This is a genomic window from Plantibacter sp. AC185 (assembly GCF_979258065.1).
In genome coordinates this window covers 251,355-273,629 of record NZ_OZ409831.1, presented here as the reverse complement: position 1 = coordinate 273,629, position 22,275 = coordinate 251,355, and the positions used below count along the sequence as shown (strand labels likewise).

22 protein-coding genes are annotated in these 22,275 nt (G+C 69.6%); 20 read left to right on the top strand and 2 right to left on the bottom strand.

What is annotated here, in order from left to right; all coding sequences use genetic code 11:
* Positions 1-107 precede the first annotated feature (107 nt).
* The 15 genes from hrcA (at position 108) to ACZZZB_RS01150 (ending at position 17,366) form a co-directional block, all read left to right on the top strand.
* Entirely contained in the window at positions 108-1,130 is a 1,023-nt protein-coding gene (gene hrcA, locus ACZZZB_RS01220) for a heat-inducible transcriptional repressor HrcA (RefSeq protein WP_085510717.1), read from the top strand.
* 54 nt (positions 1,131-1,184) lie between these two features.
* A complete protein-coding gene (gene dnaJ, locus ACZZZB_RS01215; RefSeq protein ID WP_463528796.1) occupies positions 1,185-2,306 on the top strand; it encodes a molecular chaperone DnaJ in 1,122 nt (373 codons plus the stop codon).
* Between the two features lies 1 nt (position 2,307).
* The gene (locus tag ACZZZB_RS01210; RefSeq protein ID WP_191940948.1) at positions 2,308-3,045 is read left to right on the top strand and encodes a 16S rRNA (uracil(1498)-N(3))-methyltransferase; all 738 of its coding nucleotides are present in this window, start codon (positions 2,308-2,310) and stop codon (positions 3,043-3,045) included.
* A 50-nt stretch (positions 3,046-3,095) separates the two neighbouring features.
* Entirely contained in the window at positions 3,096-3,449 is a 354-nt protein-coding gene (locus ACZZZB_RS01205) for an HIT domain-containing protein (RefSeq protein ID WP_064293856.1), read from the top strand.
* 76 nt (positions 3,450-3,525) lie between these two features.
* A complete protein-coding gene (locus tag ACZZZB_RS01200; protein WP_228498304.1) occupies positions 3,526-4,539 on the top strand; it encodes a PhoH family protein in 1,014 nt (337 codons plus the stop codon).
* Complete coding sequence (gene ybeY, locus ACZZZB_RS01195) at positions 4,536-5,003, top strand: rRNA maturation RNase YbeY (protein WP_079705750.1); 468 nt, start codon at positions 4,536-4,538, stop codon at positions 5,001-5,003. The genes ACZZZB_RS01200 and ybeY overlap by 4 nt, the downstream gene beginning before the upstream one ends.
* Complete coding sequence (locus ACZZZB_RS01190; protein ID WP_194644488.1) at positions 5,003-6,307, top strand: hemolysin family protein; 1,305 nt, start codon at positions 5,003-5,005, stop codon at positions 6,305-6,307. The genes ybeY and ACZZZB_RS01190 overlap by 1 nt, the downstream gene beginning before the upstream one ends.
* A complete protein-coding gene (era, locus tag ACZZZB_RS01185) occupies positions 6,304-7,212 on the top strand; it encodes a GTPase Era (RefSeq protein WP_086473479.1) in 909 nt (302 codons plus the stop codon). Before ACZZZB_RS01190 ends, era begins: the two co-directional genes overlap by 4 nt.
* Positions 7,213-7,388: 176 nt before the next feature.
* Positions 7,389-8,660, top strand: coding sequence for an alpha/beta hydrolase (locus ACZZZB_RS01180; RefSeq protein WP_463528795.1), 1,272 nt, complete (start codon positions 7,389-7,391; stop codon positions 8,658-8,660).
* Between the two features lie 35 nt (positions 8,661-8,695).
* Positions 8,696-11,185 carry a bifunctional lysylphosphatidylglycerol flippase/synthetase MprF gene (locus ACZZZB_RS01175; RefSeq protein ID WP_463528794.1) on the top strand — a complete coding sequence of 830 codons (2,490 nt, stop codon included), beginning with the start codon at positions 8,696-8,698 and terminating at the stop codon, positions 11,183-11,185.
* A gap of 146 nt (positions 11,186-11,331) precedes the next feature.
* Entirely contained in the window at positions 11,332-13,092 is a 1,761-nt protein-coding gene (gene leuA / locus ACZZZB_RS01170; RefSeq protein ID WP_086473476.1) for a 2-isopropylmalate synthase, read from the top strand.
* A 126-nt stretch (positions 13,093-13,218) separates the two neighbouring features.
* Positions 13,219-14,403 carry a sensor histidine kinase gene (locus ACZZZB_RS01165; RefSeq protein WP_191940953.1) on the top strand — a complete coding sequence of 395 codons (1,185 nt, stop codon included), beginning with the start codon at positions 13,219-13,221 and terminating at the stop codon, positions 14,401-14,403.
* Positions 14,400-15,089 carry a response regulator gene (locus ACZZZB_RS01160; RefSeq protein ID WP_079705757.1) on the top strand — a complete coding sequence of 230 codons (690 nt, stop codon included), beginning with the start codon at positions 14,400-14,402 and terminating at the stop codon, positions 15,087-15,089. Before ACZZZB_RS01165 ends, ACZZZB_RS01160 begins: the two co-directional genes overlap by 4 nt.
* 109 nt (positions 15,090-15,198) lie before the next feature.
* Entirely contained in the window at positions 15,199-15,957 is a 759-nt protein-coding gene (locus tag ACZZZB_RS01155; RefSeq protein WP_079705758.1) for an ABC transporter ATP-binding protein, read from the top strand.
* Positions 15,954-17,366 carry an ABC transporter permease gene (locus tag ACZZZB_RS01150; protein ID WP_463528793.1) on the top strand — a complete coding sequence of 471 codons (1,413 nt, stop codon included), beginning with the start codon at positions 15,954-15,956 and terminating at the stop codon, positions 17,364-17,366. The genes ACZZZB_RS01155 and ACZZZB_RS01150 overlap by 4 nt, the downstream gene beginning before the upstream one ends.
* 6 nt (positions 17,367-17,372) lie before the next feature.
* Here ACZZZB_RS01150 and ACZZZB_RS01145 read toward each other — a convergent pair whose 3' ends face one another.
* Entirely contained in the window at positions 17,373-18,041 is a 669-nt protein-coding gene (locus ACZZZB_RS01145) for a trimeric intracellular cation channel family protein (RefSeq protein WP_079705760.1), read from the bottom strand.
* An 83-nt stretch (positions 18,042-18,124) separates the two neighbouring features.
* Here ACZZZB_RS01145 and recO point away from each other — a divergent pair, with 83 nt between their 5' ends.
* The 4 genes from recO to ACZZZB_RS01125 are packed head-to-tail and all read left to right on the top strand — an operon-like array spanning position 18,125 to position 20,535.
* A complete protein-coding gene (gene recO / locus ACZZZB_RS01140; RefSeq protein ID WP_064293640.1) occupies positions 18,125-18,862 on the top strand; it encodes a DNA repair protein RecO in 738 nt (245 codons plus the stop codon).
* The gene (locus ACZZZB_RS01135; protein WP_124769218.1) at positions 18,859-19,680 is read left to right on the top strand and encodes an isoprenyl transferase; all 822 of its coding nucleotides are present in this window, start codon (positions 18,859-18,861) and stop codon (positions 19,678-19,680) included. Before recO ends, ACZZZB_RS01135 begins: the two co-directional genes overlap by 4 nt.
* A gap of 28 nt (positions 19,681-19,708) precedes the next feature.
* Entirely contained in the window at positions 19,709-20,389 is a 681-nt protein-coding gene (locus ACZZZB_RS01130; protein ID WP_085510728.1) for a DsbA family oxidoreductase, read from the top strand.
* Positions 20,386-20,535 carry a hypothetical protein gene (locus ACZZZB_RS01125; protein ID WP_192005047.1) on the top strand — a complete coding sequence of 50 codons (150 nt, stop codon included), beginning with the start codon at positions 20,386-20,388 and terminating at the stop codon, positions 20,533-20,535. The genes ACZZZB_RS01130 and ACZZZB_RS01125 overlap by 4 nt, the downstream gene beginning before the upstream one ends.
* Here the strand turns inward: ACZZZB_RS01125 and ACZZZB_RS01120 are convergent.
* Positions 20,526-21,044 (bottom strand): aminoacyl-tRNA deacylase, encoded by a 519-nt coding sequence (locus ACZZZB_RS01120; protein WP_192018049.1) that lies wholly within the window; start codon positions 21,042-21,044, stop codon positions 20,526-20,528. The genes ACZZZB_RS01125 and ACZZZB_RS01120 overlap by 10 nt on opposite strands.
* A 51-nt stretch (positions 21,045-21,095) precedes the next feature.
* On the opposite strand from ACZZZB_RS01120, the gene dusB reads away from it, so the two are divergent.
* Positions 21,096-22,256 carry a tRNA dihydrouridine synthase DusB gene (dusB, locus tag ACZZZB_RS01115; RefSeq protein ID WP_085510729.1) on the top strand — a complete coding sequence of 387 codons (1,161 nt, stop codon included), beginning with the start codon at positions 21,096-21,098 and terminating at the stop codon, positions 22,254-22,256.
* The last annotated feature ends 19 nt before the right edge of the window (positions 22,257-22,275 follow it).

Genomic DNA, 22,275 nt, shown 5'->3' with positions numbered 1-22,275 from the left:
GGGGCCGCGCAAGGGACGGCTGCGCGGAGGCCGCGATATGATTGGCAGTCAGGGTCTTCGAGTGCTGATGGTCGGTGCTCCGAGGTGGATGACGGGAGGAGATCGAGATGGTGTCGGATCGCGGTCTCGAAGTGCTCCGCGTCATCGTGCAGGACTACGTCGCCTCGCGTGAGCCCGTCGGTTCCAAGACGATCGTCGACCGCCACTCCTTCGGGGTCTCCGCAGCCACCATCCGCAACGACATGGCGCAGCTCGAGGACGAAGAGCTCATCGCCGCTCCACACACCTCTTCCGGCCGGGTGCCGACCGACAAGGGTTACCGGATGTTCGTCGACCACCTCGCCGACCGCCGTCCGCTGAACAACGCCCAACGGACGGCGATCGAGACCTTCCTCGGCGCGTCCGGCGACCTCGACGAGGTCCTGCACCGCACGGTGCGGCTGCTGTCGCAGCTGACGAACCAGGTCGCACTCGTCCAGTACCCGATGTTCTCCCGGGCACGTGTCCGGCATCTCGAGTTGGTGAGCGTCACCCCGAACCGTGTGCTCGCGGTCATCATCCTCGACAACGGCCGCGTCGAGCAGCGGCTCATCGAGACGGAGAGCCCGGTCGACGACGACCTCATCTCGCGTCTCCGCTCGCTGTGCAACGAGGCGGTCGCGGGCCGTCCACTCCTCGACGCCCACGACGCGATCGGCGACGTCCCCGCCGACATCGCCGACCTCGACCGCGCGGCGGCCGTCCGCATCGTCGACGCGGTGCGCGAGCAGCTGTCGGCGCAGCGCCAGGACCGCCTCGTCATGGCCGGCGCCGCCAACCTCGCCCGTACTGAAGACGACTTCCCCGGCAGCATCTATCCGGTCCTGGACGCCATCGAGCAGCAGGTCGTGCTGCTTCGGCTCTTCGGTGAGATGGAGTCCGAGCGCGACAGCGTGGTCGCCAGCATCGGGCGGGAGAACGCGTCCTTCGGCCTCGAGACCACGAGTGTCCTCGCCGGGAACTACCGTTCCTCTGGTGGCGAAATCGCCCGGCTCGGCGTCCTCGGCCCCACGAGAATGGACTACGCGAGCAACATGGCTGCGGTCCGCGCCGTCGCCAGGTACCTCTCGCGCATCCTCGACGCCGAGTGACGCATCCTCGTCGCGTCCCCCAACACCTTCCGCACCTCGAACGAAAGGCCCTCAGTGGCTGACTACCCCGACCACTACGCAGCACTCGGTGTCGCCAAGGAGGCGACGCCCGAAGAGATCAAGAAGGCGTACCGCCGCCTCGCACGCGAACTGCACCCCGACGTGAACCCGGGTTCCGACGCCTCGGAACGGTTCAAGGAGGTCACGCACGCCTACGACGTGCTGAGCGACCCCAAGCAGCGCCAGCAGTACGACCTCGGTCCGCAGGCTGGTGGGTTCGGTGGCGGCGACGCCGGGTTCGGCGGCTTCGGCGACATCTTCGACACCTTCTTCGGCGGGGGCGGCCAGCAGCGCGGGCCCAAGTCCCGTCGCGCACGCGGGGAGGACGCCCTGTTGCGCGTCGAGCTCGACCTCGACGAGGTCATCTTCGGCACCCACCGCGACCTCGAGGTCGACACCGCCGTGCTCTGCAGCACCTGCAACGGCTCCTGCTGCCAGCCCGGCACCTCACCGGTGACCTGCGACATCTGTCACGGCTCCGGCTCCATCCAGCGGGCCGTCCGCTCGCTGCTCGGCAACGTCATGACGTCGGCGCCCTGCGGCACCTGCCGCGGCTACGGCACGATCATCGCGACGCCGTGCGTCACCTGCCAGGGTCAGGGTCGGCTCCGTGCGCGCCGCACCGTCTCGGTCGACATCCCGGCCGGCGTCGACACCGGTCTGCGTCTGCAGATGCCGGGGAGCGGCGAGGTCGGCCCGGCCGGCGGCCCGAACGGCGACCTCTACCTCGAGATGAAGGTCAAGCACCACGACGTCTTCAGCCGCGACGGCGACGACCTGTTGTGCACGCTCGAAGTCCCGATGACCGACGCCATCCTCGGCCGCCAGGTCACCGTCCACGCGCTCGACGGCGACGTCGAGGTCGAGCTGCGGCCGGGCGTGCAGAGCTCGGAGGTCATCACGGTCAAGGACCGCGGCGTCACCCGCCTCCGCGGGAACAGCCGGGGCGACCTCAAGATCGGCGTCCAGGTCGTCACCCCGACGAAGCTCGACCACCGCGAACGCGAGCTGATCAAGAGCTTCGCCTCGGGACGACGTCAGGGTGCTCCGGCGCTCGCGCAGTTCCAGCAGGGCCTGTTCGCGAAGATCCGCGACCGCTTCCACGGCGTCGGTTGAGATGAGTTCGCTGTACCTCCGCGAGGATCTCGAATCGACCGGTGTCGGCGACTCGGTGACCCTCCGCGGGCCCGAGGCGAAGCACGCCGTCGCCGTGAGTCGGTTGCGGGTCGGCGAGACGACATCGATCGGCAACGGCCGGGGCCTGATCGCGACCGGACCGGTCGTGCGCAGCGAGCCGGGGGAGTTGGAGATCCGCGTCGAGTCGGTCGTGGTGCACCCGGAGAACCGTCCCGGGCTCGTCCTCGTGCAGGCGCTGGCCAAGGGCGATCGCGACGAACTCGCCATCCAGGCGGCGACCGAGCTGGGTGTCGACCGCATCGTCCCCTGGAGCGCCGAGCGCAGCATCTCCAGGTGGCAGGGCGACAAAGCGGTCAAGGGCCGTGCGCGCTGGCAGCTCATCGTGCGCGAGGCGTCGAAGCAGTCGATCCGCGCCCGGGTGCCCGAGGTGGCCGAGGTCGTCGACACCCGAGGACTCTCGGCGATCGTCGCCGGCCGGACCGTCCTCGTGCTCGAACCCAGCGCGGCACTCGCGCTCTCGGAGCTCGACCCGTCGGCACTGCTCGCCGAGGAACTCGTCCTCGTCGTCGGTCCGGAGGGCGGCATCTCGCCGGCGGAGCGAGAGCGGCTCGAAGCGGCCGGCGCGATCGAGGTCCGGATCGGCTCCGGCGTCCTGCGCACCTCGACGGCAGGGCCTGCGGCGATCGCCGCGCTCAACGTGTTGCTCGGTCGGTGGTGACGATCCACCAGCCCGCGCATGAGGCCGCCACGAACCTTAGACTGGTGGACATGAGTGAAGCACCGTCGGTATTCAGCCGCATCGTGTCGGGGGAGATCCCGACGACCCTCCTCGCCGAGACCGATCGGGTGATCGCGTTCGCCGACATCGCACCGCAGGCGCCCGTGCACCTCCTCGTCGTCCCGAAGACCGCCGAGTACCGCGACGTCGTGGAGTTGGCCGCTGGCGACCCTTCCTTGCTCGCTGAGATGGTCGAGGTGGCGTCGTCGCTTGCGAAGGAGCACACGGGTGGCGAGTTCCGACTCGTCTTCAACACCGGCGAGTCCGCCGGGCAGACGGTCTTCCACGTGCACGCGCATGTCCTCGGCGGTTCCCTGCAGGAGGGCACCCTTGGCGGAGCCTGAGTCCTCGAACCCAGACCGACCCGCCGCTGCGCGGACGGATGAGGTCGAGCACGTCCTCCTGGTGGACGGGCTCGCCATGGTCCGTCTCCTCGGCCCACAGGACCGCCTCCTGACGACCGTCGAGCGTGAACACCCCGGTGTCTCGGTGCACGTGCGCGGCAATGAGATCACCATCACCGGCCCGGCGCCGCAGGCCGACGCCGCCAGACGACTCGTAGAGGAACTCATCACCATGGTCCGAGAAGGACACGACCCGGGGCCGGCGGAGGTCAGCACCTCCGCCCGCATGCTCGGGCAGGACGGCTCGGCCTCCCCGTCGGAGGTGCTCGGGCAGGTCATCCTCACCTCGCGTGGCAAGACGATCAAGGCGAAGACCGTCGGGCAGCGGGCGTACGTGGACGCGATCGACGAGAACACGATCGTGTTCGGCATCGGCCCCGCTGGTACCGGCAAGACGTACCTCGCGATGGCGAAGGCGGTGCAGGCTCTGCAGCGCAAGGAGGTCAACCGGATCATCCTGACGCGCCCGGCCGTCGAGGCCGGCGAGCGACTCGGGTACCTCCCGGGCACGTTGACGGACAAGATCGACCCGTATCTGCGTCCGCTCTACGACGCGCTCAACGAGATGATGGACCCGGAGATCGTCCCGAAGCTCCTCGCGGCCGGGACGATCGAGGTCGCACCGCTCGCCTACATGCGTGGCCGGACCCTCAACGACTCGTTCATCGTCCTCGACGAGGCGCAGAACACCACGCCCGAGCAGATGAAGATGTTCCTCACCCGGCTCGGGTTCGGGTCCAAGATCGTCGTGACCGGCGACGTCACGCAGATCGACCTGCCCACCGGTGCGTCCGGCTTGCGGCTCGTCACCCGCGTGCTCAAGGACGTCGACGACATCCACTTCGCCCACCTCACGAGCGAGGACGTCGTCCGCCACACCCTCGTCGGTCGGATCGTCGACGCCTACGGCGAGTACGACGCCGTCCGACAGGCGCAGCGGTTCGAACGCGAGCAGGCCGCCGAGTTCGCCAACCGTGCCGAGCGTCGCGGCGCAGCCAGAGACCACCAGCCGAAGCGAGGACGCTCATGACCATCGAGATCAACAACGAGTCCGGCGTCGCCGTCGACGAATCGCGCATCCTCGCCCTGGCGTCGTTCGCGCTCGACGCGATGCACGTGAGCCCCGATGCCGAGCTCGCCATCGTCCTGGTCGACGAGGGCGCCATGGAGCAGTTGCACGTCCAGTGGATGGACGAGCCCGGACCGACGGACGTCCTGAGCTTCCCGATGGACGAGCTCCGTCCCGGCACCGAGGAGAACCCGACGCCGCCCGGGCTGCTCGGCGACATCGTGCTCTGCCCGCAGGTCGCCGAGACGCAGGCGGCCGCCGCGAAGCACTCGACGATGGACGAGCTCCAGCTCCTCACCTGCCACGGTGTGCTCCACCTGCTCGGGTACGACCACGCGGAGCCCGACGAGGAGAAGGAGATGTTCGGCATCCAGCGGGACATCCTCCTCGCGTTCGCGCTCCAGGAGAGACGACGCACCAGCTGATGTCCCTCGTCGCCGTCTTCGTCATCGTCGCGTTCCTGCTCGTCGCGTTCGCGGGTCTCATGGCCGCAGCCGACGCCGCGATCGGCGTCCAGTCGGGCGCGGACATCCTCGACCTGGCAGAGGGCGCCCGCTCGGGATCCGCGCTCCGCGCCATCGCAGCCGATCCGGGTGCGCACGTCAACGCGATCAACTTCATCCGGATCCTGGCCGAGACCACGGCCGCCGTCCTCGTCACCCTCGCACTTGCCTCGTCGATCGACGAGTTGTGGGTCGTCCTCGTCCTCGCGGTCGTCATCATGACCGGCACCTCCTTCGTGCTCGTCGGTGCGAGCCCGCGAGGCGTCGGACGGACCCACGCGAGCGGAGTGCTGCGCTTCAGTGCCCCCGCCATCCGTGCCGCACGCGTGGTCCTCGGCCCGGTCGCGAACGTCCTCGTCTCCCTGGGCAACCGGGTGACCCCGGGGCTGCCCCGTTCGGTCTCCTTCACCTCGGAGGAACAACTGCTGAGCATGGTCGACGAGGCCGCCGCGCACTCGGTCCTCGAGGAGGACGACCGCGAGCTCATCCACTCGATCTTCGAGTTCAACGAGACGCTCGTCCGCGAGGTGATGATCCCGCGCACCGACCTCGTGAGTCTGCAGCGCGATCTCAGCGTCCGCGAGGCGCTCGAGGTGTTCCTGGAGACGGGGATCTCGAGGGCGCCCGTCAGCGACGGCGACATCGACGACCTGGTCGGCATCCTGTACCTGAAGGACCTGGTGCGAGCGATGTTCGGTGGCGACGGCGTCACCGAGGTGGGCTCGATCGAGCCGCTCCTGCGGCCGGCGAGCTTCGTACCCGAGTCCAAGAAGGCCGATTCGCTTCTGCAGCAGATGCAGAAGGAGTCCAACCACATCGCGATGGTCGTCGACGAGTACGGCGGCATCTCCGGTCTCGTCACCCTCGAGGACCTCATCGAGGAACTCGTCGGCGACATCTCCGACGAGTACGACACCGACACCCCCGAGATCACCGACCTGCACGACGGACGGTTCCGGGTCGATGCGCGTCTCCCCGTCGACGAGCTGGGGGAGTTGTTCGGCCTCGAACTCGACGACGACGACGTCGACTCCGTCGGCGGCCTCCTCGCGAAAGCCCTCGGTCGGCTGCCCGTCGTCGGATCGACGGTGTCGACCAACGGCCTCGAACTCACCGCCGAGCGCGTCGAGGGGCGGCGGGGACGCATCCTCACCGTCATCGCCCAGCGCGACGACCAGCTGCAGGACGCCCAGCAGGCGTCCACCGACCACCGGGAGCACCCATGAACGACACCACCCCTCCGTCCGACTTCCGAGCGGGGTTCGTGTCCTTCGTCGGGCGTCCGAACGTCGGCAAGTCCACGCTGACCAACGCCCTGGTCGGCGAGAAGGTCGCGATCACGAGCTCGAAGCCGCAGACCACGCGTCGCGCGATCCGCGGGGTCGTGCACCGCGACCACGGCCAGCTCATCGTCGTCGACACCCCCGGCATCCACCGCCCGCGCACCCTGCTCGGCCAGCGGTTGAACGACCTCGTGCAGTCCACCCTCTCCGACGTCGACGTCATCGGGTTCTGCATCCCCGCCAACGAGAAGCTCGGCCCCGGCGACCGCTTCATCAACGAGTCGCTCGACGGCTTCCCGCGCGCCAAGAAGGTGGCGATCGTCACGAAGACCGACACCGCCAGCCGGACGACGATCGCCGAGCAGTTGCTCGCGATCTCGGAGCTCCGGGACTGGGACGCGGTCATCCCGCTGTCCGCGGTGACCGACGATCAGCTCGACATCCTCGTCACCGAGGTGACGAAGCTCATGCCGCTCTCGGAACGCCTCTACCCGACCGAGGCCACCACCGACGAGACCGTCGTCGACCGCGTGTCCGAGCTCATCCGTGAGGCCGCGCTCGAGGGCGTCCAGGACGAGCTGCCCCACTCGCTCGCGGTGACCATCGACGACATGATCCCGCGCGAGGGGACCGACCTGCTCGACATCTACGCGAACGTGTTCGTGGAGCGCGACAGTCAGAAGGCGATCATCATCGGCAAGGGCGGCTCCAGACTCCGCGACGTCGGAGCCCGGGCCCGTGCCGGGATCGAGCCGCTCGTCGGATCGCGGGTCTTCCTCTCCATCCGCGTCAAGGTCGCGAAGGACTGGCAGCGCGACCCGAAACTGCTCGGTCGCCTGGGATTCTGACCCGGATCCGGTCGACCGTCGGCGCCGTGGGCCCGTGCGGATCAGTGCGGGTGGTCTCCGTTACCTGAACGTGACTTGCGTGTCTGCTTTGGGCCCGCTGTGGAACCCTTCGTCTGGCCGACAGGCGCGCGAGCGCGCGGACATACTGGTCCTCGGGGTCGCGAGAAGGAGTCCGAGTGTTCGACTGGTTGCTGGCCATCAGGCTGGATCGTCCGGAGCTCCTCGTCTGGGTCGGCGGTGCCGCCGTCCTTCTGGCGATCCTCCTGTTGACCGGGCGCCGAACGGTTCGCGGCTGGCTGACGATGCTGCTCGTGGCGAGCGGTGGGGCGCTCCTCGCCTATGCCACGGCCTGGTTGCTCGGTGACGTGTTCGACGTCTTCGGGATCGAACTGACGCCGGTCACCCGTGCGTGGGCGGCGGTCGGGTTCGCCGGTGCCGCCCTCGCGATCGCCGCGATCGTGCGGACCCGGGCGTGGCGGGTCGTCGTGGCAAGCCTCGCGGTCCCGGTCTTCCTGCTCATCGGGGCGGTCGGCGTGAACCAGGACTTCGGTGAGTTCGCGACGGTGCGGGCGGCGCTGGGGATCAGCCCGTACCAGTCGTTCTCGGCCCTGCCTGCCGCCCGGGGGACGACGACGACGTGGCAGCGACCCGCCGATCTGCCGAGCGGCGGGCGGGTCGAACACGTGGACATCCCGGCGACGACCTCCGGGTTCGCCCACCGGGACGCGCTCGTCTACCTGCCACCGGCCGCCCTGGCCGCACACCCGCCGGCACTGCCGGTCATCGAGGCGTTCAGCGGTCAGCCGGGAGAGCCTGCCGACCTGTTCGCGTCGGCTGGGATCGCCGGGATCCTCGACCGCTTCGCCGCCTCGCATGCGGGTCTCGCACCGATCGTGGTCGTGCCCGACCAGCTCGGCGCTCCCGACCGCAACCCGATGTGCGTCGACGGGCCGCTCGGCAACTCGGCGACGTACCTCACGGTCGACGTCCCCGCGTGGATCTCGGCGCACCTCCCGGTGTCCGCATCGCGGACGGACTGGTTCATCGCCGGGTTCTCGCAGGGAGGGACCTGTTCCATCCAGCTCGGCGCCGCGCACCCCGAACGCTACGGCGGCATCCTCGACATCTCGGGGGAGGTCGTCCCGTCCATCGGACCGACGACGATCGCACAGGGCTTCGGCGGGTCGGCGACGGCGTACGAGGCCGCGGCCCCCTCCGCGATCCTCGCCGCGCACACCCCGTACGCGGACACCGTCGGCGTCTTCGGCTACGGCAGCGACGACAGCCGCTACGGTCCCGGCGTCCGGCGGGTCGCCGCGATGGCCTCGGCTGCCGGCATGCGGACGACGACCTTCGTCTCCGACGGGACGGCGCACGACTGGCACACCGTCCACACGGTGTTCGAGCGAGCGCTACCCGTGATCGCCGCACGATTCGGGCTCGCCTGATGCGCGTGGGGAGGGCGACGCCGTTCGGTCGACTCGTGACCGGCGTGATCCGGTCGGTGCCGATGAGCATCGGGATCACGGCGCTGGTGCTCGTGGTCAGTGCGTTCGTCTGGCGCACGCCGCCGGTGGCGACGCCCGCCTGGCGGTCGGCGATCCGTGAGGCGGCCGGCGTGGGGTACGAGCAGGTCGTAGTCGACGGACACTGGTGGGCGCTCCTGACCGGCGCCCTGGGAACCGACGGGGTGCTCGGGCTCCTCGCCTTCCTGCTGATCGGCGTCCCCGCACTGGTGCTCGCCGAGCGACGGTTCGGTGCGGCCAAGACGCTCCTGGCTGTGCTGGTGACCGCTGTCGCCGGGAACGCGCTCGCCATCGGGCTCCAACTCCTCGGCACGCTCGGCGGCGAGTTCTGGAGCGGCGAGGTCGCCCGCATCGTGGCATTCGACCCGGTGGCCGGCGCGCTCGGCGCCCTCGCCGCGTCGAGTGCGTTCCACGGGCCGCTCTGGCGTCGACGGATCCGCGCGTTCGTCGTCGTCGGTGCCCTGATCGTGCTGCTGTACTCGGGCCTTCCGCAGGATCTCGCACGACTGTTCGCAGCGCTGGTCGGCGTCCTGTTCGGGATCGTGCTCGCCGGGGTCACCCCGTCGGTGCGACGCGTGCGGAGCTCGCACCACGAGACCCGGGTGCTCCTGGCGTCCGTCGTCGCGATGATGGGAGTCGGACCGCTCATCACCTTCCTGTCCGGCCGGCACCTCGGTCCGCTCGCGCCGCTCGTGCTCCTGCTCGAACAGAACATCCCGGACGCCGGACGGGTCATCGGGCAATGCCGCACGGTCGGCGTGTCAGCACAGTGCCTGCGCGACCTCACGCTGGTGCGCGTCGACGGCTTCGGAGCGGTGCTCCTGTCGGTGGTCCCCATGATCGCCCTGCTCTTCGCAGCGTGGGGCCTGCTCCGCGGCAGACGGTTCGCGGTCTGGTTCGCCACGGCGATCATGGTGTCCTTCGCCGTCCTGAGTGCGCTGTCACTCGGGGCTGGGGTGCGACTCCACCCGACGGGACACCCCTCGTCGTTGCTCGGGACGGGGCACGGTGCGCAGCAGCGGTCCGTCGAGATCGCGATAGCACTGTGGGCGGCGATCCTGCTGCCGCTCGTCGTGGCGGCGCTCCTGGTCGTGCTCCGTCGTGGGTTCCCCGTGCGGGCCACCCGACGCAGCGCCTGGGGGTATCTCGCCCTGGTCGGCGCGTCGTGGGTCGTGCTCGCCGCGCTCTTCGTCGTCGTCGCCCTGCTGCAACCCGGAGGATTCTCGCCGAGGCCCGACGTGTGGGAGGTCCTCCGTGCGGCGCCGGAGCGTTTCGTCCCCGCCGCGTACCTGCGGAACGTCCTCCCGGGCTTCGTGCCGGTCGCGCCGCTCACCGGCGTGGTGTTCCACGCCGTCGGACCCGTCTGGTGGAGCATCATCCTGCTCGGCGCGGTCTGGCCGCTGAGCCGGGTCGCGAACGCCATCGCGCCGGCCGACGAGCGCCGCCTGCGCGAGCTCCTGGCCGAGGGCAGCGACTCCATCGGGCACATGGCCACCTGGCCGGGCAACCTCACCTGGTTCGACCCGGAGCGCAACGCTGGCATCGCCTATCGGATCGTCGCCGGGGTCGCGGTCACCACGGGCGGATTCTTCGGGATGCACCGCCACGAGCAGGGGGTGCTCGAGCGGTTCATCGAGCACTGTGAGGACTCGGGCCTGACGGTGGCGTTGTACAGCGTGGACGAGCAGACCGCAGGAGCGCTCCACCGGATCGGTTGGCGCACCGTGCAGGTCGCCGAGGAGACGGTCCTGCACCCGCAGGGCTGGAGCATGGTCGGCAAGCGCTGGCAGGACATCAGATCCTCCGTGAACCGAGCCGATCGTGCGGGGATCACCGCTGTCTGGTCGACCTACGGGGCGCTCGGCGTCGGGCTCGCGGCGCAGATCGCCGAGATCTCCGAGGAGTGGGTCGCCGAGCGGAAGCTGCCCGAGATGGGGTTCACCCTCGGTGGGATCGACGAGCTCGTCGACGAGGAGGTCCGGCTCCTGCTCGCGGTCGACGAGCAAGGACGGCTGCACGGTGTCACGAGCTGGCTCCCGGTCCGACGCGACGGTGAGCTGGTCGGTTGGACCCTCGACTTCATGCGGCGTCGGACGGACGGCATGAACGGCGTCATGGAGTTCCTCATCGCCGAGGCCGCCGCGCGGTTCAAGGAGGACGGCATCGAGGAGATGAGCCTCTCCGGAGCTCCGCTCGCGCGCTCGAGGAGCGCCGAGCAGCCGGAGACGGACGGGATCGACCGGGTCCTGACCTACCTCGGGAACGTGCTCGAGCCCGTGTACGGGTTCCGCTCGCTCCTCGCCTTCAAGGGGAAGTTCCAGCCGGAGGAGCGTCCGCTCGTCCTCGGCTACGCGGACCCGCTGACCCTGCCGGCGATCGGCATCGCGGTCGGGCGCGCGTACCTCCCGGACGTGTCCGTGCGAGACCTCGCCTCGTTGGTCACCTGATCGGCCGCGCGGGGGAGTGCTATGCTGACGACGTGTTCTCCGGTCTGCTCCTCCTTAGCTGCCGCGACGAGTCCTAGTTCCAGGCCTCCCTCGTCGCGGAGTTCGTCATTGGCTCACCCCCAATCCCACGAGGAGATCCCAGGATCATGAAGAACACCCAGACCCCATCAGGCATGCCGGTCCATCGCTACCGCGCCTACCAGGACCAGTTCGACGTCTCGCTGCCCGATCGCACGTGGCCTGACCGTCGGATCACCGAGGCCCCGCGCTGGTGCGCCGTCGACCTCCGCGACGGCAACCAGGCCCTCATCGACCCGATGAGCCCCGAGCGCAAGCGCATCATGTTCGACCTGCTCGTGAAGATGGGCTACAAGGAGATCGAGGTCGGGTTCCCGAGCGCGAGCCAGACCGACTTCGACTTCGTCCGCAGCCTCATCGACGAGGGTGCGATCCCCGAGGACGTCACCATCCAGGTGCTGACCCAGGCACGCGACCACCTCATCGAACGCACCTACGAGTCGCTGCGCGGCGCGAAGCAGGCGATCGTGCACCTGTACAACTCGACGAGCATCCTGCAGCGCGACGTCGTGTTCCGCAGCGACAAGCAGGGCATCATCGACCTCGCCCTCCACGGCGCCCGGAAGTGTCGCGAGATGGAGTCGACCGTCCCCGGGACGCAGATCTACTACGAGTACTCGCCGGAGAGCTACACCGGTACCGAGCTCGAGTTCGCCGTCGACATCTGCAACCAGGTGGTCGAGGTCCTCGAGGCGACCCCCGACCGCAAGGTCATCATCAACCTGCCGTCGACGGTCGAGATGGCCTCGCCGAACGTCTACGCGGACTCGATCGAGTGGATGAGCCGCAACCTGGCCAACCGCGAGAACATCATCATCTCGCTGCACCCGCACAACGACCGCGGGACCGCGATCGCGGCGGCCGAGCTCGGCTACCTGGCCGGCGCAGACCGGATCGAGGGGTGCCTCTTCGGGAACGGTGAGCGCACCGGCAACGTCGACCTCGTCGCGCTCGGTATCAACATGTTCACGCAGGGCGTCGACCCGCAGATCGACTTCAGCGACATCGACGAGGTCAAGCGGACGGCCGAGCACTGCAACCAGCTGCCGGTGCACGAGCGGAGCCCGTGGGCGGGCGACCTCGTCTTCACGGCGTTCAGCGGTTCGCACCAGGACGCGATCAAGAAGGGCTTCGAGGCGATGTCCGTCGACGCCGTCTCGCAGGGCAAGGACGTCGCCGACCTCGAGTGGGCCGTGCCGTACCTGCCGGTCGATCCGCAGGACCTCGGGCGCAGCTACGAGGCGGTCATCCGCGTGAACTCGCAGTCGGGCAAGGGCGGCGTCGCCTACCTGCTCAAGACCGATCACGCGATCGACCTGCCGCGTCGCCTGCAGATCGAGTTCTCCGGCGTCGTCCAGGCGAAGACCGACGCCGAGGGTGGCGAGGTGACGAGCGGCCAGATCTGGTCGATCTTCCAGGACGAGTACCTTCCGGCAACGGTCGCGGACGCGAAGTGGGGTCGGTTCGAACTGCAGTCCACGAAGACGTCGAGCGACCTCACCGGCACCGTGGTCCTCGAGGTCGCCCTTCGCGACGGCGAGCAGGTCGAGGAGCGCACCTCGACCGGCAACGGACCGATCGCGGCCTTCCTCAACCTGCTCTCCGGGCGCGGCATCGAGGTCACGCTGTACGACTACGTCGAGCACACGCTGAGCGCCGGAGGCGACGCCGAGGCGGCCGCCTACGTCGAGCTCCAGGTGAACGACCAGCGCCTCTGGGGCGTCGGCATCGACGGAGACATCGCGACGGCCTCGCTCAAGGCAGTTGTCTCGGCGGTCAACCGGGCCGTGCGCACGCAGGTCGAGGCGCGGGAACTGGCCTCCATCTGACGATCCCGCTGCGCCGGGTCGGCCTTCGGGTCGGCCCGGCGCAGCGCTGTCCTCCGGTGTACACCCGGAGGATGATCTTCCCGCGGGAGGACGGGGTGACCGGCCGCCAGGTCGTACGGTTGGGGGATGCTCCGCTCGCTCCGACCCGGCCAACTGGCCCTCGACATCGCGCTGCCCTCGGTGCTGTTCCTCGTCACGTTCGCGGCATACGCCGCTCGGCCGACCCAGTACGTCATCGTCCTGCTCGGCATGTGCGTGGCGCTCGCCCTCCGCCGCCTGGCTCCCGGGATCTCCCTCGCCGTCGCCTGGGTCGCGGCGCTGGCGCAGATGCTGCTCCTCCTGGCACCAGATCCCGCGAACTTCGCGATCCCGGTCGTGCTCTACGCGGCGGCGAGTTACGGCGGACGGGCCCTGCGCTGGATCTCCTTCGCCTCCGCGTTCGTCGGAGCCGCGCTCATCGCGTTCTATGTGATCGTCGTCCCGAGCTGGACCTCCAACATCTCCGCTGAGATCAGCACCTTCGGTCTGGCGAACGACCTGACACCGGTCGCGCAGGTGACGGTCGGGCTGTTCATGTTCCTCGCGTTCGCCGCCTTCTTCGGCCTCGCTTGGACCGCAGGTGTCCTCATGCGCACCTGGCGGCTCGCCCGCGAGAGCCGACAGGCGCAGCTCCTGGCCGAGCGCGACGTCGCGGTCGAGCAGGAGCGCAACCGGATCGCGCGCGACATGCACGACGTGGTGGCACACTCCCTCGCCGTGGTCATCGCGCAGGCCGACGGTGCCCGATATGCGCTGGCCGCAGACCCGGACTCGGCCGACCAGGCGTTGCGGACGATCTCGAGCATCTCCCGCGAGGCCCTCGCCGACGTCCGGGTGTTGCTCGCGCAATTGCGATTCCAACAGACCGAGGGCCCGCAGCCGGTCATGGCCGACCTCGACCGGCTCTACGAGCAGTTGCGAGGAGCCGGACTGGACGTGGTGGTCCAGAGCCACGGTCAGGAACGACCGGTGGCGACCGGTTCGCAGCTCGCCGTCTACCGGATCATCCAGGAAGCGCTCACGAACGCGCTCCGACACGGCGACCATCGGGGGCCGATCGACGTCCACCTCGACTGGACCGGACCCGAGCTGCAGCTCTGGGTCGTCAACCGGGCCAAGGTCGAACCGCCGAAGGCCGGCACGGGGCACGGACTCGCCGGGATGAACGAGCGCGCTACGCTGGCAGGCGGCAGGTTCGGGACGACCCTGGTGGACGGTCTCTTCACCGTCTACGCATCGATCCCGTACGCGACGGTGGGAGTGACGAGATGACCGATCCGAGTGATGCGACGGCAGCGGGGGCGATCACGATCGCGCTGGTCGACGACCAGGCGCTGTTCCGAGGCGGGATCCGCATGCTCATCGGTTCGCAGCCGGACCTCCGCGTCGTCGGCGAGGCCTCCGACGGGCGTCAAGCGGTCGAGCTGGCCGCACGGACACGTCCGCAGGTCATCCTCATGGACGTCCGCATGCCGGTCATGGACGGGATCGAGGCGACGAAGACGATCCTGGCTGAGGCGGACGCGCGCGGGGGCGAGCGGCCTCGGATCGTCGTGCTGACCACCTTCGACCTCGACGAGGCGGCCGCGACGGCCATCCGAGCCGGCGCGAGCGGGTTCCTGCTCAAGGACGCGGAGCCGGAGTTCCTGCTCGCAGCGATCCGCACCGTCCATGCCGGGAACGCGGTCATCGCCGCGTCGGCCACCCGCGAGCTGTTCGAACACTTCCAGCAGGCGCCGGCCGCTCCGGCCGCACCGCAGCGGTATGCCGAGCTCACGGCGCGCGAGCGCGAGATCTTCCTCCTCGCGGCGCGCGGGCTGAGCAACTCCGAGATCGCCGCTGCCGAGTTCCTCAGCGAGGCGACCGTGAAGACCCACATCAGCCGGATCTTCGCGAAGCTCGAGGTGCGCGACCGGGTCCAGCTCGTCGTGTTCGCCTTCGAACACGGCTTGGTCTGACCGCGGTCCAGCACGCACCCGCGGAGTGATCGAGGATCATCCCCAGGATGTACCAGGGTCGCTCGTGCGCCCGACGCGCACCCGGCACCTCACTCCGTAGCTTCGGAGTATGACCACTTCAGCACAGCCGTCCGTCGTCGCCAGCGTCCACGGACTCAGGAAGAGCTACGGACCCGCCGACAACCAGGTCGTCGCCCTCGACGGCGTCGACCTCGAGATCGAGCGGGGCCGGTTCACCGCCATCATGGGCCCGAGCGGCTCGGGCAAGTCGACGCTCATGCACATCATGGCCGGCCTCGACCAGGCCACAGCTGGCCGGGTGCGCCTCGGTGACCAGGACATCACGGACCTCGACGACGGGCAGCTCACGATCCTCCGTCGGCGTCGTGTCGGCTTCGTGTTCCAGGCGTTCAACCTGGTGCCGACGCTCGACGTCGCGGCCAACATCCGGCTGCCCTTCGAGCTCGACGCCCGCCGTCCGACCGGTGAGGAGCAGAGCTGGATCGACGTGCTCGTGAGCACGCTCGGACTCGCCTCCCGACTCGGGCACCGCCCGCACGAACTCTCGGGCGGACAGCAGCAGCGCGTCGCGATCGCGCGTGCCCTCGCGACGCGACCCGAGCTCCTCTTCGCGGACGAACCGACCGGCAACCTCGACTCGCGCACCGGGCGGAGCGTCCTGGCCCTGCTGGCGGCGGCCAGCACCGAATACGGGCAGAGCATCGCGATGGTGACGCACGACCCGATCGCCGCGAGCTACGCGGACCGGATCGTGTTCCTCGCGGACGGCCGGGTCGTCGAGGACCGTCCCCGATCGACCGCTGAGCAGATCTCAGCGCTCATGCTCGGCATGGAGCGTGCGGCATGAGCCGGGCCGATCTCGGGCCCCGGGCCCGCGAGCATCGCGCGAGTCTCCTCGTCGCGACGCTCAGCGCCTCGTTCGGCGTCCTGTTGCTCATGGTCACGAGTGTGCTCTCCACCTTCATCCTGGCCGACGACGTCACGGGGTCCAGCGGCACCGTGGTGATCATGCTCATCCTCGCGGCCGCCGTGTTCGTCTCGTTGGCGGTCTACGTCGGTGCGATCGTCACGGCGAACACGTTCGCGACGATCGTCGCCGGGCGGACGAGGACGATCGCGCTGCTCCGCCTGATCGGTTCGACGGCGCGGTCGCAGCGTTGCGCCGTCGCGAAGGAGGGCGTCGTCGTCGGCCTGCTCGGCGGGGGAGCCGGGCTGCTCGTCGGGCTCCTGGCGACCTTCGCGCTCGTGCGGATCGGGGTCGCGACCGGTGTGCTGCCCGAGCTGCCGTACGCGATCATCGAACCGGCCGTCCTCTTGCCCGTCGTCGCAGTCGTCCTGACCACCTGGCTCGCGTCCTGGATCGGCGCACGTCGCGTCCTCACGGTCACCCCGATGCAGGCGATCGGAGGATCGCAGGAATTGAGCCGGGAGGAAGCCACCGCGAGGCCCGCCCGGAACGCTGTCGCGATCGGTCTCTTCGTGGTCGGCGTCCTGCTCCTGCTCGCCGGTGTCGGCGTCGGGCTCGTGTCGCCGCTGGGCGTGCTCATCGGCATCGTCGGCGGGATCGTCTCCTTCTCCGGCCTCGTGCTCGGTGCGCACCTCGTGATGCCGCCGGCACTGCGGCTGGTCGGCCGGCTGTTCGGCACCTCCGCGACGGCCCGACTCGCCGCCGAAAACGCCGTCCGCTACCCGGAGCGCAGTTCACGAACAACGATCGGTCTGGTGATCGGCGTGACCCTCGTGACGATGTTCGCGGTCGCAGCGGCCAACTTCCAGGAGTTCGTGATGAACGCGCAAGCGATGGAGCCGGAACTCTACGAGGGGACGCAGGCCGTCGTCGCGACGACCGTCGGCGTCTTCTCCGCGCTCATCGGACTGAGCGCGCTCATCGCCGCGGTCGGGATGGTCAACAACCTCTCGCTCAGCGTCCTGCAGCGCACGCGCGAACTCGGACTGCTCCGCGCCCTGGGGTTCTCCGCAGCGCAGATCCGTCGCATGATCGTGATCGAGGCGGCGCAGCTCACCATCGCGGCCGTCGTCGTCGGCCTCGTCCTCGGGACGTTCTACGGCTGGGCCGGCGCCCAGTCGATGCTCGGCGCGATCAACGGTTCGCCCGGGCTGATCTTCCCGGTCATCCCGTGGGCCATCGTCGCCGTGATCGTCGTGCTCGCCGCACTCCTCACGGCTGTGGCCTCGGTCGCCCCGTCCCGTCGGGCGACCCGGATCGCACCTGTCGCGGCACTCGCGGTCGACTGAGACGACTCAGCCGCGCGTCGAGCGGCGCCAGATCCGCCATCCGCCGATCTGGCGCTGCTCGGGCAACGTCCACCCGAACCGGACCGCCAGGAGGCGGATCACCGCGGTCGAGGAGACGCCGACGATGGCCGCGATCCCGAGCGGCGCACCGAAGGTCACGGCGAGGACGAGGAGGGCGGTGCCGACCGCGGCCGCCACGGCGTAGAGCGACCCGACGTGCATGAGGGCGACGGGGACGCCGAGCATGACGTCGCGGAGCACCGATCCGCCGACGGCTGAGACGGTTCCGACGAAGATCGCCGGGATGACCGGCAGGCCGGCTGCCAGGGCTTTGGTGGAGCCGATCGCACCGAACATGCCGATCGTCAGGGCGTCGAGACCGATGATGACCGGCCCGAGCCTCGTGATGGTGCGCAGGAGGAACATCCCGAGCAGGGCGGCTCCCGAGGCGACGGGGAGGTACCAGTTGTTCTGGAGGGATGCCGGCACCTGTCCGAGGAGGATGTCGCGGATGAGACCGCCACCGAGTCCGACGACGACGCCGATGATGGCGACGCCGAGCCAGTCGAGCTGACGATCCTGGAATCTGGCCGCGAACATCGCGCCCTGGACGGCGCCGATGGCGACCGCCGAGAGGTCGACCCACAGCGGAACGACGAAGAGGACCTCGTTCACGGCTTCATCTCTCCAGGCGCTCCTTCGATCCCCGACGGCGGTTCCCGGGTCACGTTGTCGGTGCGAGGCGGGATAATCGATGCGTGCCGGTATATCGAGACGAAGTGGTGGTGTTGCGGACCCACAAGCTCGGCGAGGCCGATCGCATCGTCACCATGCTCTCACGCAGCAGGGGCAAGATCCGGGCGGTCGCCAAGGGTGTCCGTCGCACCGGCTCCAAGTTCGGGTCCCGGCTCGAGCCGTTCATGGTCGCCGACGTCCAGTTCTACGAGGGCCGCAGCCTCGACACCATCACCCAGGCCGAGTCGCTCGGTTCGTACGGCGCCGAGATCAGCGCCGACTACGGGAGCTACACCGCCGCCAGCGCGATGGTCGAGACGGCCGATCGCCTGACGGAGTCCGAGGGCTCCCTGCAGCAGTACCTGCTGCTCGTCGGCGCCCTGCGGTCGCTCTCGAAGCATGAGCACGGTCCGCGGCTCACCCTCGACTCCTACCTGCTCCGGGCGTTCTCGCTCGCCGGTTGGGCACCGAGCTTCGGCGCCTGCTCGAGGTGCGGCACGGAGGGCGAGTACTCCCACGTGGTCGTGCAGCTCGGCGGGGTCGTCTGCGACGACTGCGCGCCCTCGGGCAGCCCTCGCTTGGACGCCGACACCCTCTCGCTCCTCGGAGCACTGCTCTCCGGCGACTGGGAGTACGCGGAGGCCGCCGCCGAGCAGACGGCGTCACGGGCGAGCGGGTTCACCGCCGCCTACGCGCAATGGCATCTGGAGCGCGGCCTGCGGTCGCTCGCGCACCTCGAACAGGATCGGAGCCGCGGGTGACCCCGAAGCCATACACCCACCGCGACGCGGTGCCGTTCAAACCGATCGACTGGACGGGGGAGGTCCCGCCCGAGTTCGCGAAGGGCGAGGTGCCGTCGCACGTCGCGATCGTCATGGACGGCAACGGCCGGTGGGCGAACCGACGCGGACTCACGCGTGTCGAAGGGCACAAGGCGGGCGAGGCCGCACTCCTCGACGTCGTGGCCGGTGCCCTGCAACTCGGGATCAAGCACCTGTCGGTGTACGCGTTCTCGACGGAGAACTGGAAGCGCTCACCCGACGAGGTCCGCTTCCTCATGGGGTTCAACCGCGAAGTGCTCCATCGACGGCGCGACCAACTGAACGAGTGGGGCGTGCGCGTGCGCTGGTCGGGGCGTCGGCCGCGGCTGTGGACCTCGGTCATCAAGGAGCTTCAGACGGCGGAGGAGCTGACGCGCGACAACGACCGCCTGACGCTCACCATGTGCGTCAACTACGGCGGTCGCAACGAGATCGTCGACGCGGTCCGCAGCATCGCCGACGACGTCGCCGCCGGCCGCATCAAGCCGTCGGCCGTCTCGGAGCGTCTCGTCCAGAGTCGGCTCTACCTGCCCGACCTCCCGGACGTCGACCTCTTCGTCCGGAGCTCCGGGGAGCAGCGCACCAGCAACTTCCAGCTGTGGCAGTCGGCCTACGCGGAGATGGTCTTCCTCGACACCCTCTGGCCCGACTTCGGGCGGCGTCAGCTCTGGGAGGCCGTCGAGCGGTACGCCGGACGTGACCGCCGCTTCGGCGGCGCGCGCGACGTGCCAGACGCCCCGGCGCCCTCGGGGGAATGACCGACGGGTGTCGGTGGTTGGCCCTGACATGAGTGAACCCATCAAGATCGACATCTGGTCCGACATCGCCTGCCCGTGGTGCTACATCGGCAAGCGCAAGTTCGAGCGGGGTGCGGCGGAGTTCGCGCAGCTCGGCGACGGACGCGAGGTCGAGGTCGAGTACCACTCCTTCGAGCTGGCACCCGACACCCCGGTCGACTTCGACGGCACCGAGATCGACTTCCTCGTGAAGCACAAGGGCATGCCGGCCGACCAGGTGCAGCAGATGCTCGATCGGGTGACGGGGATCGCCTCGGACGCCGGTCTCGAATACGACTTCGGCATCCTCCAGCACACGAACACGGTGAAGGCGCACGAACTGCTGCACCTCGCCAAGGCGGAGGGGAAGCAGCTCGAGATGACCGAGCGCCTCCTGCGGGCCTACTTCACCGAGGGCCGCCATGTCGGTCGCATCGAGGACCTCGCCGACCTCGCCGTCGAGGTGGGGCTCGACCGGTCCGCCGTGGTCTCGGCACTGGAATCCGGCCAGTACACGCAGGCGGTCCGCGAGGACCAGGCGACGGCACAGGGGTACGGCATCCAGGGCGTCCCGTTCTTCGTCATCGACGGCGCCTACGGGGTGTCCGGGGCGCAGGAGGCGGCCGCGTTCACGCAGGTCCTCGAGCAGGTCTGGACGGAACGCGCGAGCACCGAGCCGGTGCAGGCGTGAGCACGGAGACGACGTCCCCTGAGCGCAGCGTCGATGATCAGCAGCCCGCGACGGTCCGGCCGGCGCTCCGACTCCTCGGGGGCGACGCCGTCGTCTGCGAGGGCGACAGTTGCCTCGTGCTCCCGCCGGAGCCGGCTCAGGACTGAGGCTCCTCCGGCTCGGTGAGGTCCGCGGTGACGGCGCCGATGGCGGTGAGGTACTCCGCCGCGTCGACGAAGGCGCTCCACCCGTGCTCGCCGGCGCCGATCGAGATGCGCCCACCGCGCTCGAGGATGCGCTCGTCCGCGTAGACGGGGAGTGGAGCGCTCGCACCGAGGACGGTGATGGTGCCCCGCTCGTAGCCGGTCGCCTGGAACGCGGTCGCCGCGTCCGGCATCGCGAGCTTGTTCACACCGAGCAGCGTGCGGAACGGCGGCCAGGAGATCTTGCGGCCGCCGGGCACGAGGGCGAAGAGGTAGTCGCCGCTGCGACGCTTCACGACGATCGTCTTGACGATGTCCGCGGGCTCGATGCCGAGCAGCTCCGCAGCCTCGTGGAGACTGCGCGCGGGCGGTCGCTCGACCAGCTCCACGTCGAGACCGAGTGCGGCGGCCGCTGCTCGGACGCGCTCGCGGCCGGACGGCTGGAGGTCGGCGGGCGGGACGGCGTCTGACATGTGGTCCTCACTGGGCGCGGGAGCGCCGATCATCTGGGAGAATCGAGGGTGATGTCTCTTCCTACCACGCTCTCGCAGCGCCCGAGCCTCGCGATCGGGCCCATCGTGCTCGACTCGCCGGTCGTGCTCGCCCCCATGGCCGGGATCACCAACACGGCGTTCCGTCGCCTGTGCCGCGAATACGGCGCCGGACTGTACGTCAGCGAGATGATCACCTCCCGTGCGCTCGTCGAACGCACGCCGGAGACCATGCGGCTCATCCAGCACCACGAGAGCGAGACGCTCCGGTCCATCCAGCTCTACGGCGTCGACCCGAAGACGGTCGCCGAGGCCGTCACCATGCTCGTCGCCGAGGATCGCGCCGACCACATCGACCTCAACTTCGGCTGCCCGGTGCCCAAGGTCACCCGCAAGGGCGGGGGAGCGGCGCTGCCCTGGAAGACCGGGCTCTTCCGCGACATCGTCGAGGGCGCGGTCCGTGCCGCAGGCGACGTCCCGCTCACGATCAAGATGCGCAAGGGCATCGACTCCGACCACCTCACCTACCTCGAGGCCGGCCGGATCGCCGAGGGCGCCGGCGTGGCGTCGATCGCGCTGCACGCCAGGACCGCCGCCGAGTTCTACTCCGGCCACGCGGACTGGTCGGCGATCACCAAGCTCAAGGAGACGGTCACCTCGGTGCCGGTCCTCGGGAACGGCGACATCTGGTCGGGCGAGGACGCCCTCAGGATGGTCGACGAGACGGGTTGCGACGGCGTCGTCGTGGGCCGCGGTTGCCTCGGTCGCCCCTGGCTCTTCGGCGACCTCAGCTCGGCGTTCGCCGGCGAGGGCGGCAAGGCAGAGCCGTCCCTGGGCGACGTCGCGGCCGCGTTCCGGCGTCACGCCGAGCTCCTGGCCGAGTTCTTCGAGAGCGAGGAGCGCGGCTGCCGCGACATCCGGAAGCACGTCGCCTGGTACTTCAAGGGCTACCCCGTCGGTGGTGACCTCCGCGCGAGCCTTGCGACCGTGGAGTCGCTCGACCAGCTCGACGACCTGCTCGCGACCCTCGACTGGACGGCCCCCTACCCGGGTGCCGCAGCCGAAGGCCAGCGTGGGCGCGCCGGCACGCCGAAACGACCGGCACTGCCGTACGGCTGGCTCGACTCGCAGTCGCTGGGTGCCGACGAGCAGACCGAGATCGCGGGAGCGGAACTGGACCACAGTGGCGGATAGCATCATCGAGCGGGGGAGC

Excerpts from the sequence above, each read along its gene's own strand:
- hrcA (WP_085510717.1), top strand. The coding sequence starts at position 108 with ATGGTGTCGGATCGCGGTCTCGAAGTGCTCCGCGTCATCGTGCAGGAC.
- ACZZZB_RS01210 (WP_191940948.1), top strand. The coding sequence starts at position 2,308 with ATGAGTTCGCTGTACCTCCGCGAGGATCTCGAATCGACCGGTGTCGGC.
- ACZZZB_RS01205 (WP_064293856.1), top strand. The coding sequence starts at position 3,096 with ATGAGTGAAGCACCGTCGGTATTCAGCCGCATCGTGTCGGGGGAGATC.
- ACZZZB_RS01200 (WP_228498304.1), top strand. The coding sequence starts at position 3,526 with ATGGTCCGTCTCCTCGGCCCACAGGACCGCCTCCTGACGACCGTCGAG.
- ybeY (WP_079705750.1), top strand. The coding sequence starts at position 4,536 with ATGACCATCGAGATCAACAACGAGTCCGGCGTCGCCGTCGACGAATCG.
- ACZZZB_RS01190 (WP_194644488.1), top strand. The coding sequence starts at position 5,003 with ATGTCCCTCGTCGCCGTCTTCGTCATCGTCGCGTTCCTGCTCGTCGCG.
- era (WP_086473479.1), top strand. The coding sequence starts at position 6,304 with ATGAACGACACCACCCCTCCGTCCGACTTCCGAGCGGGGTTCGTGTCC.
- leuA (WP_086473476.1), top strand. The coding sequence starts at position 11,332 with ATGAAGAACACCCAGACCCCATCAGGCATGCCGGTCCATCGCTACCGC.
- ACZZZB_RS01165 (WP_191940953.1), top strand. The coding sequence starts at position 13,219 with ATGCTCCGCTCGCTCCGACCCGGCCAACTGGCCCTCGACATCGCGCTG.
- ACZZZB_RS01160 (WP_079705757.1), top strand. The coding sequence starts at position 14,400 with ATGACCGATCCGAGTGATGCGACGGCAGCGGGGGCGATCACGATCGCG.
- ACZZZB_RS01155 (WP_079705758.1), top strand. The coding sequence starts at position 15,199 with ATGACCACTTCAGCACAGCCGTCCGTCGTCGCCAGCGTCCACGGACTC.
- ACZZZB_RS01150 (WP_463528793.1), top strand. The coding sequence starts at position 15,954 with ATGAGCCGGGCCGATCTCGGGCCCCGGGCCCGCGAGCATCGCGCGAGT.
- ACZZZB_RS01130 (WP_085510728.1), top strand. The coding sequence starts at position 19,709 with ATGAGTGAACCCATCAAGATCGACATCTGGTCCGACATCGCCTGCCCG.
- ACZZZB_RS01120 (WP_192018049.1), bottom strand. The coding sequence starts at position 21,044 with ATGTCAGACGCCGTCCCGCCCGCCGACCTCCAGCCGTCCGGCCGCGAG.
- dusB (WP_085510729.1), top strand. The coding sequence starts at position 21,096 with ATGTCTCTTCCTACCACGCTCTCGCAGCGCCCGAGCCTCGCGATCGGG.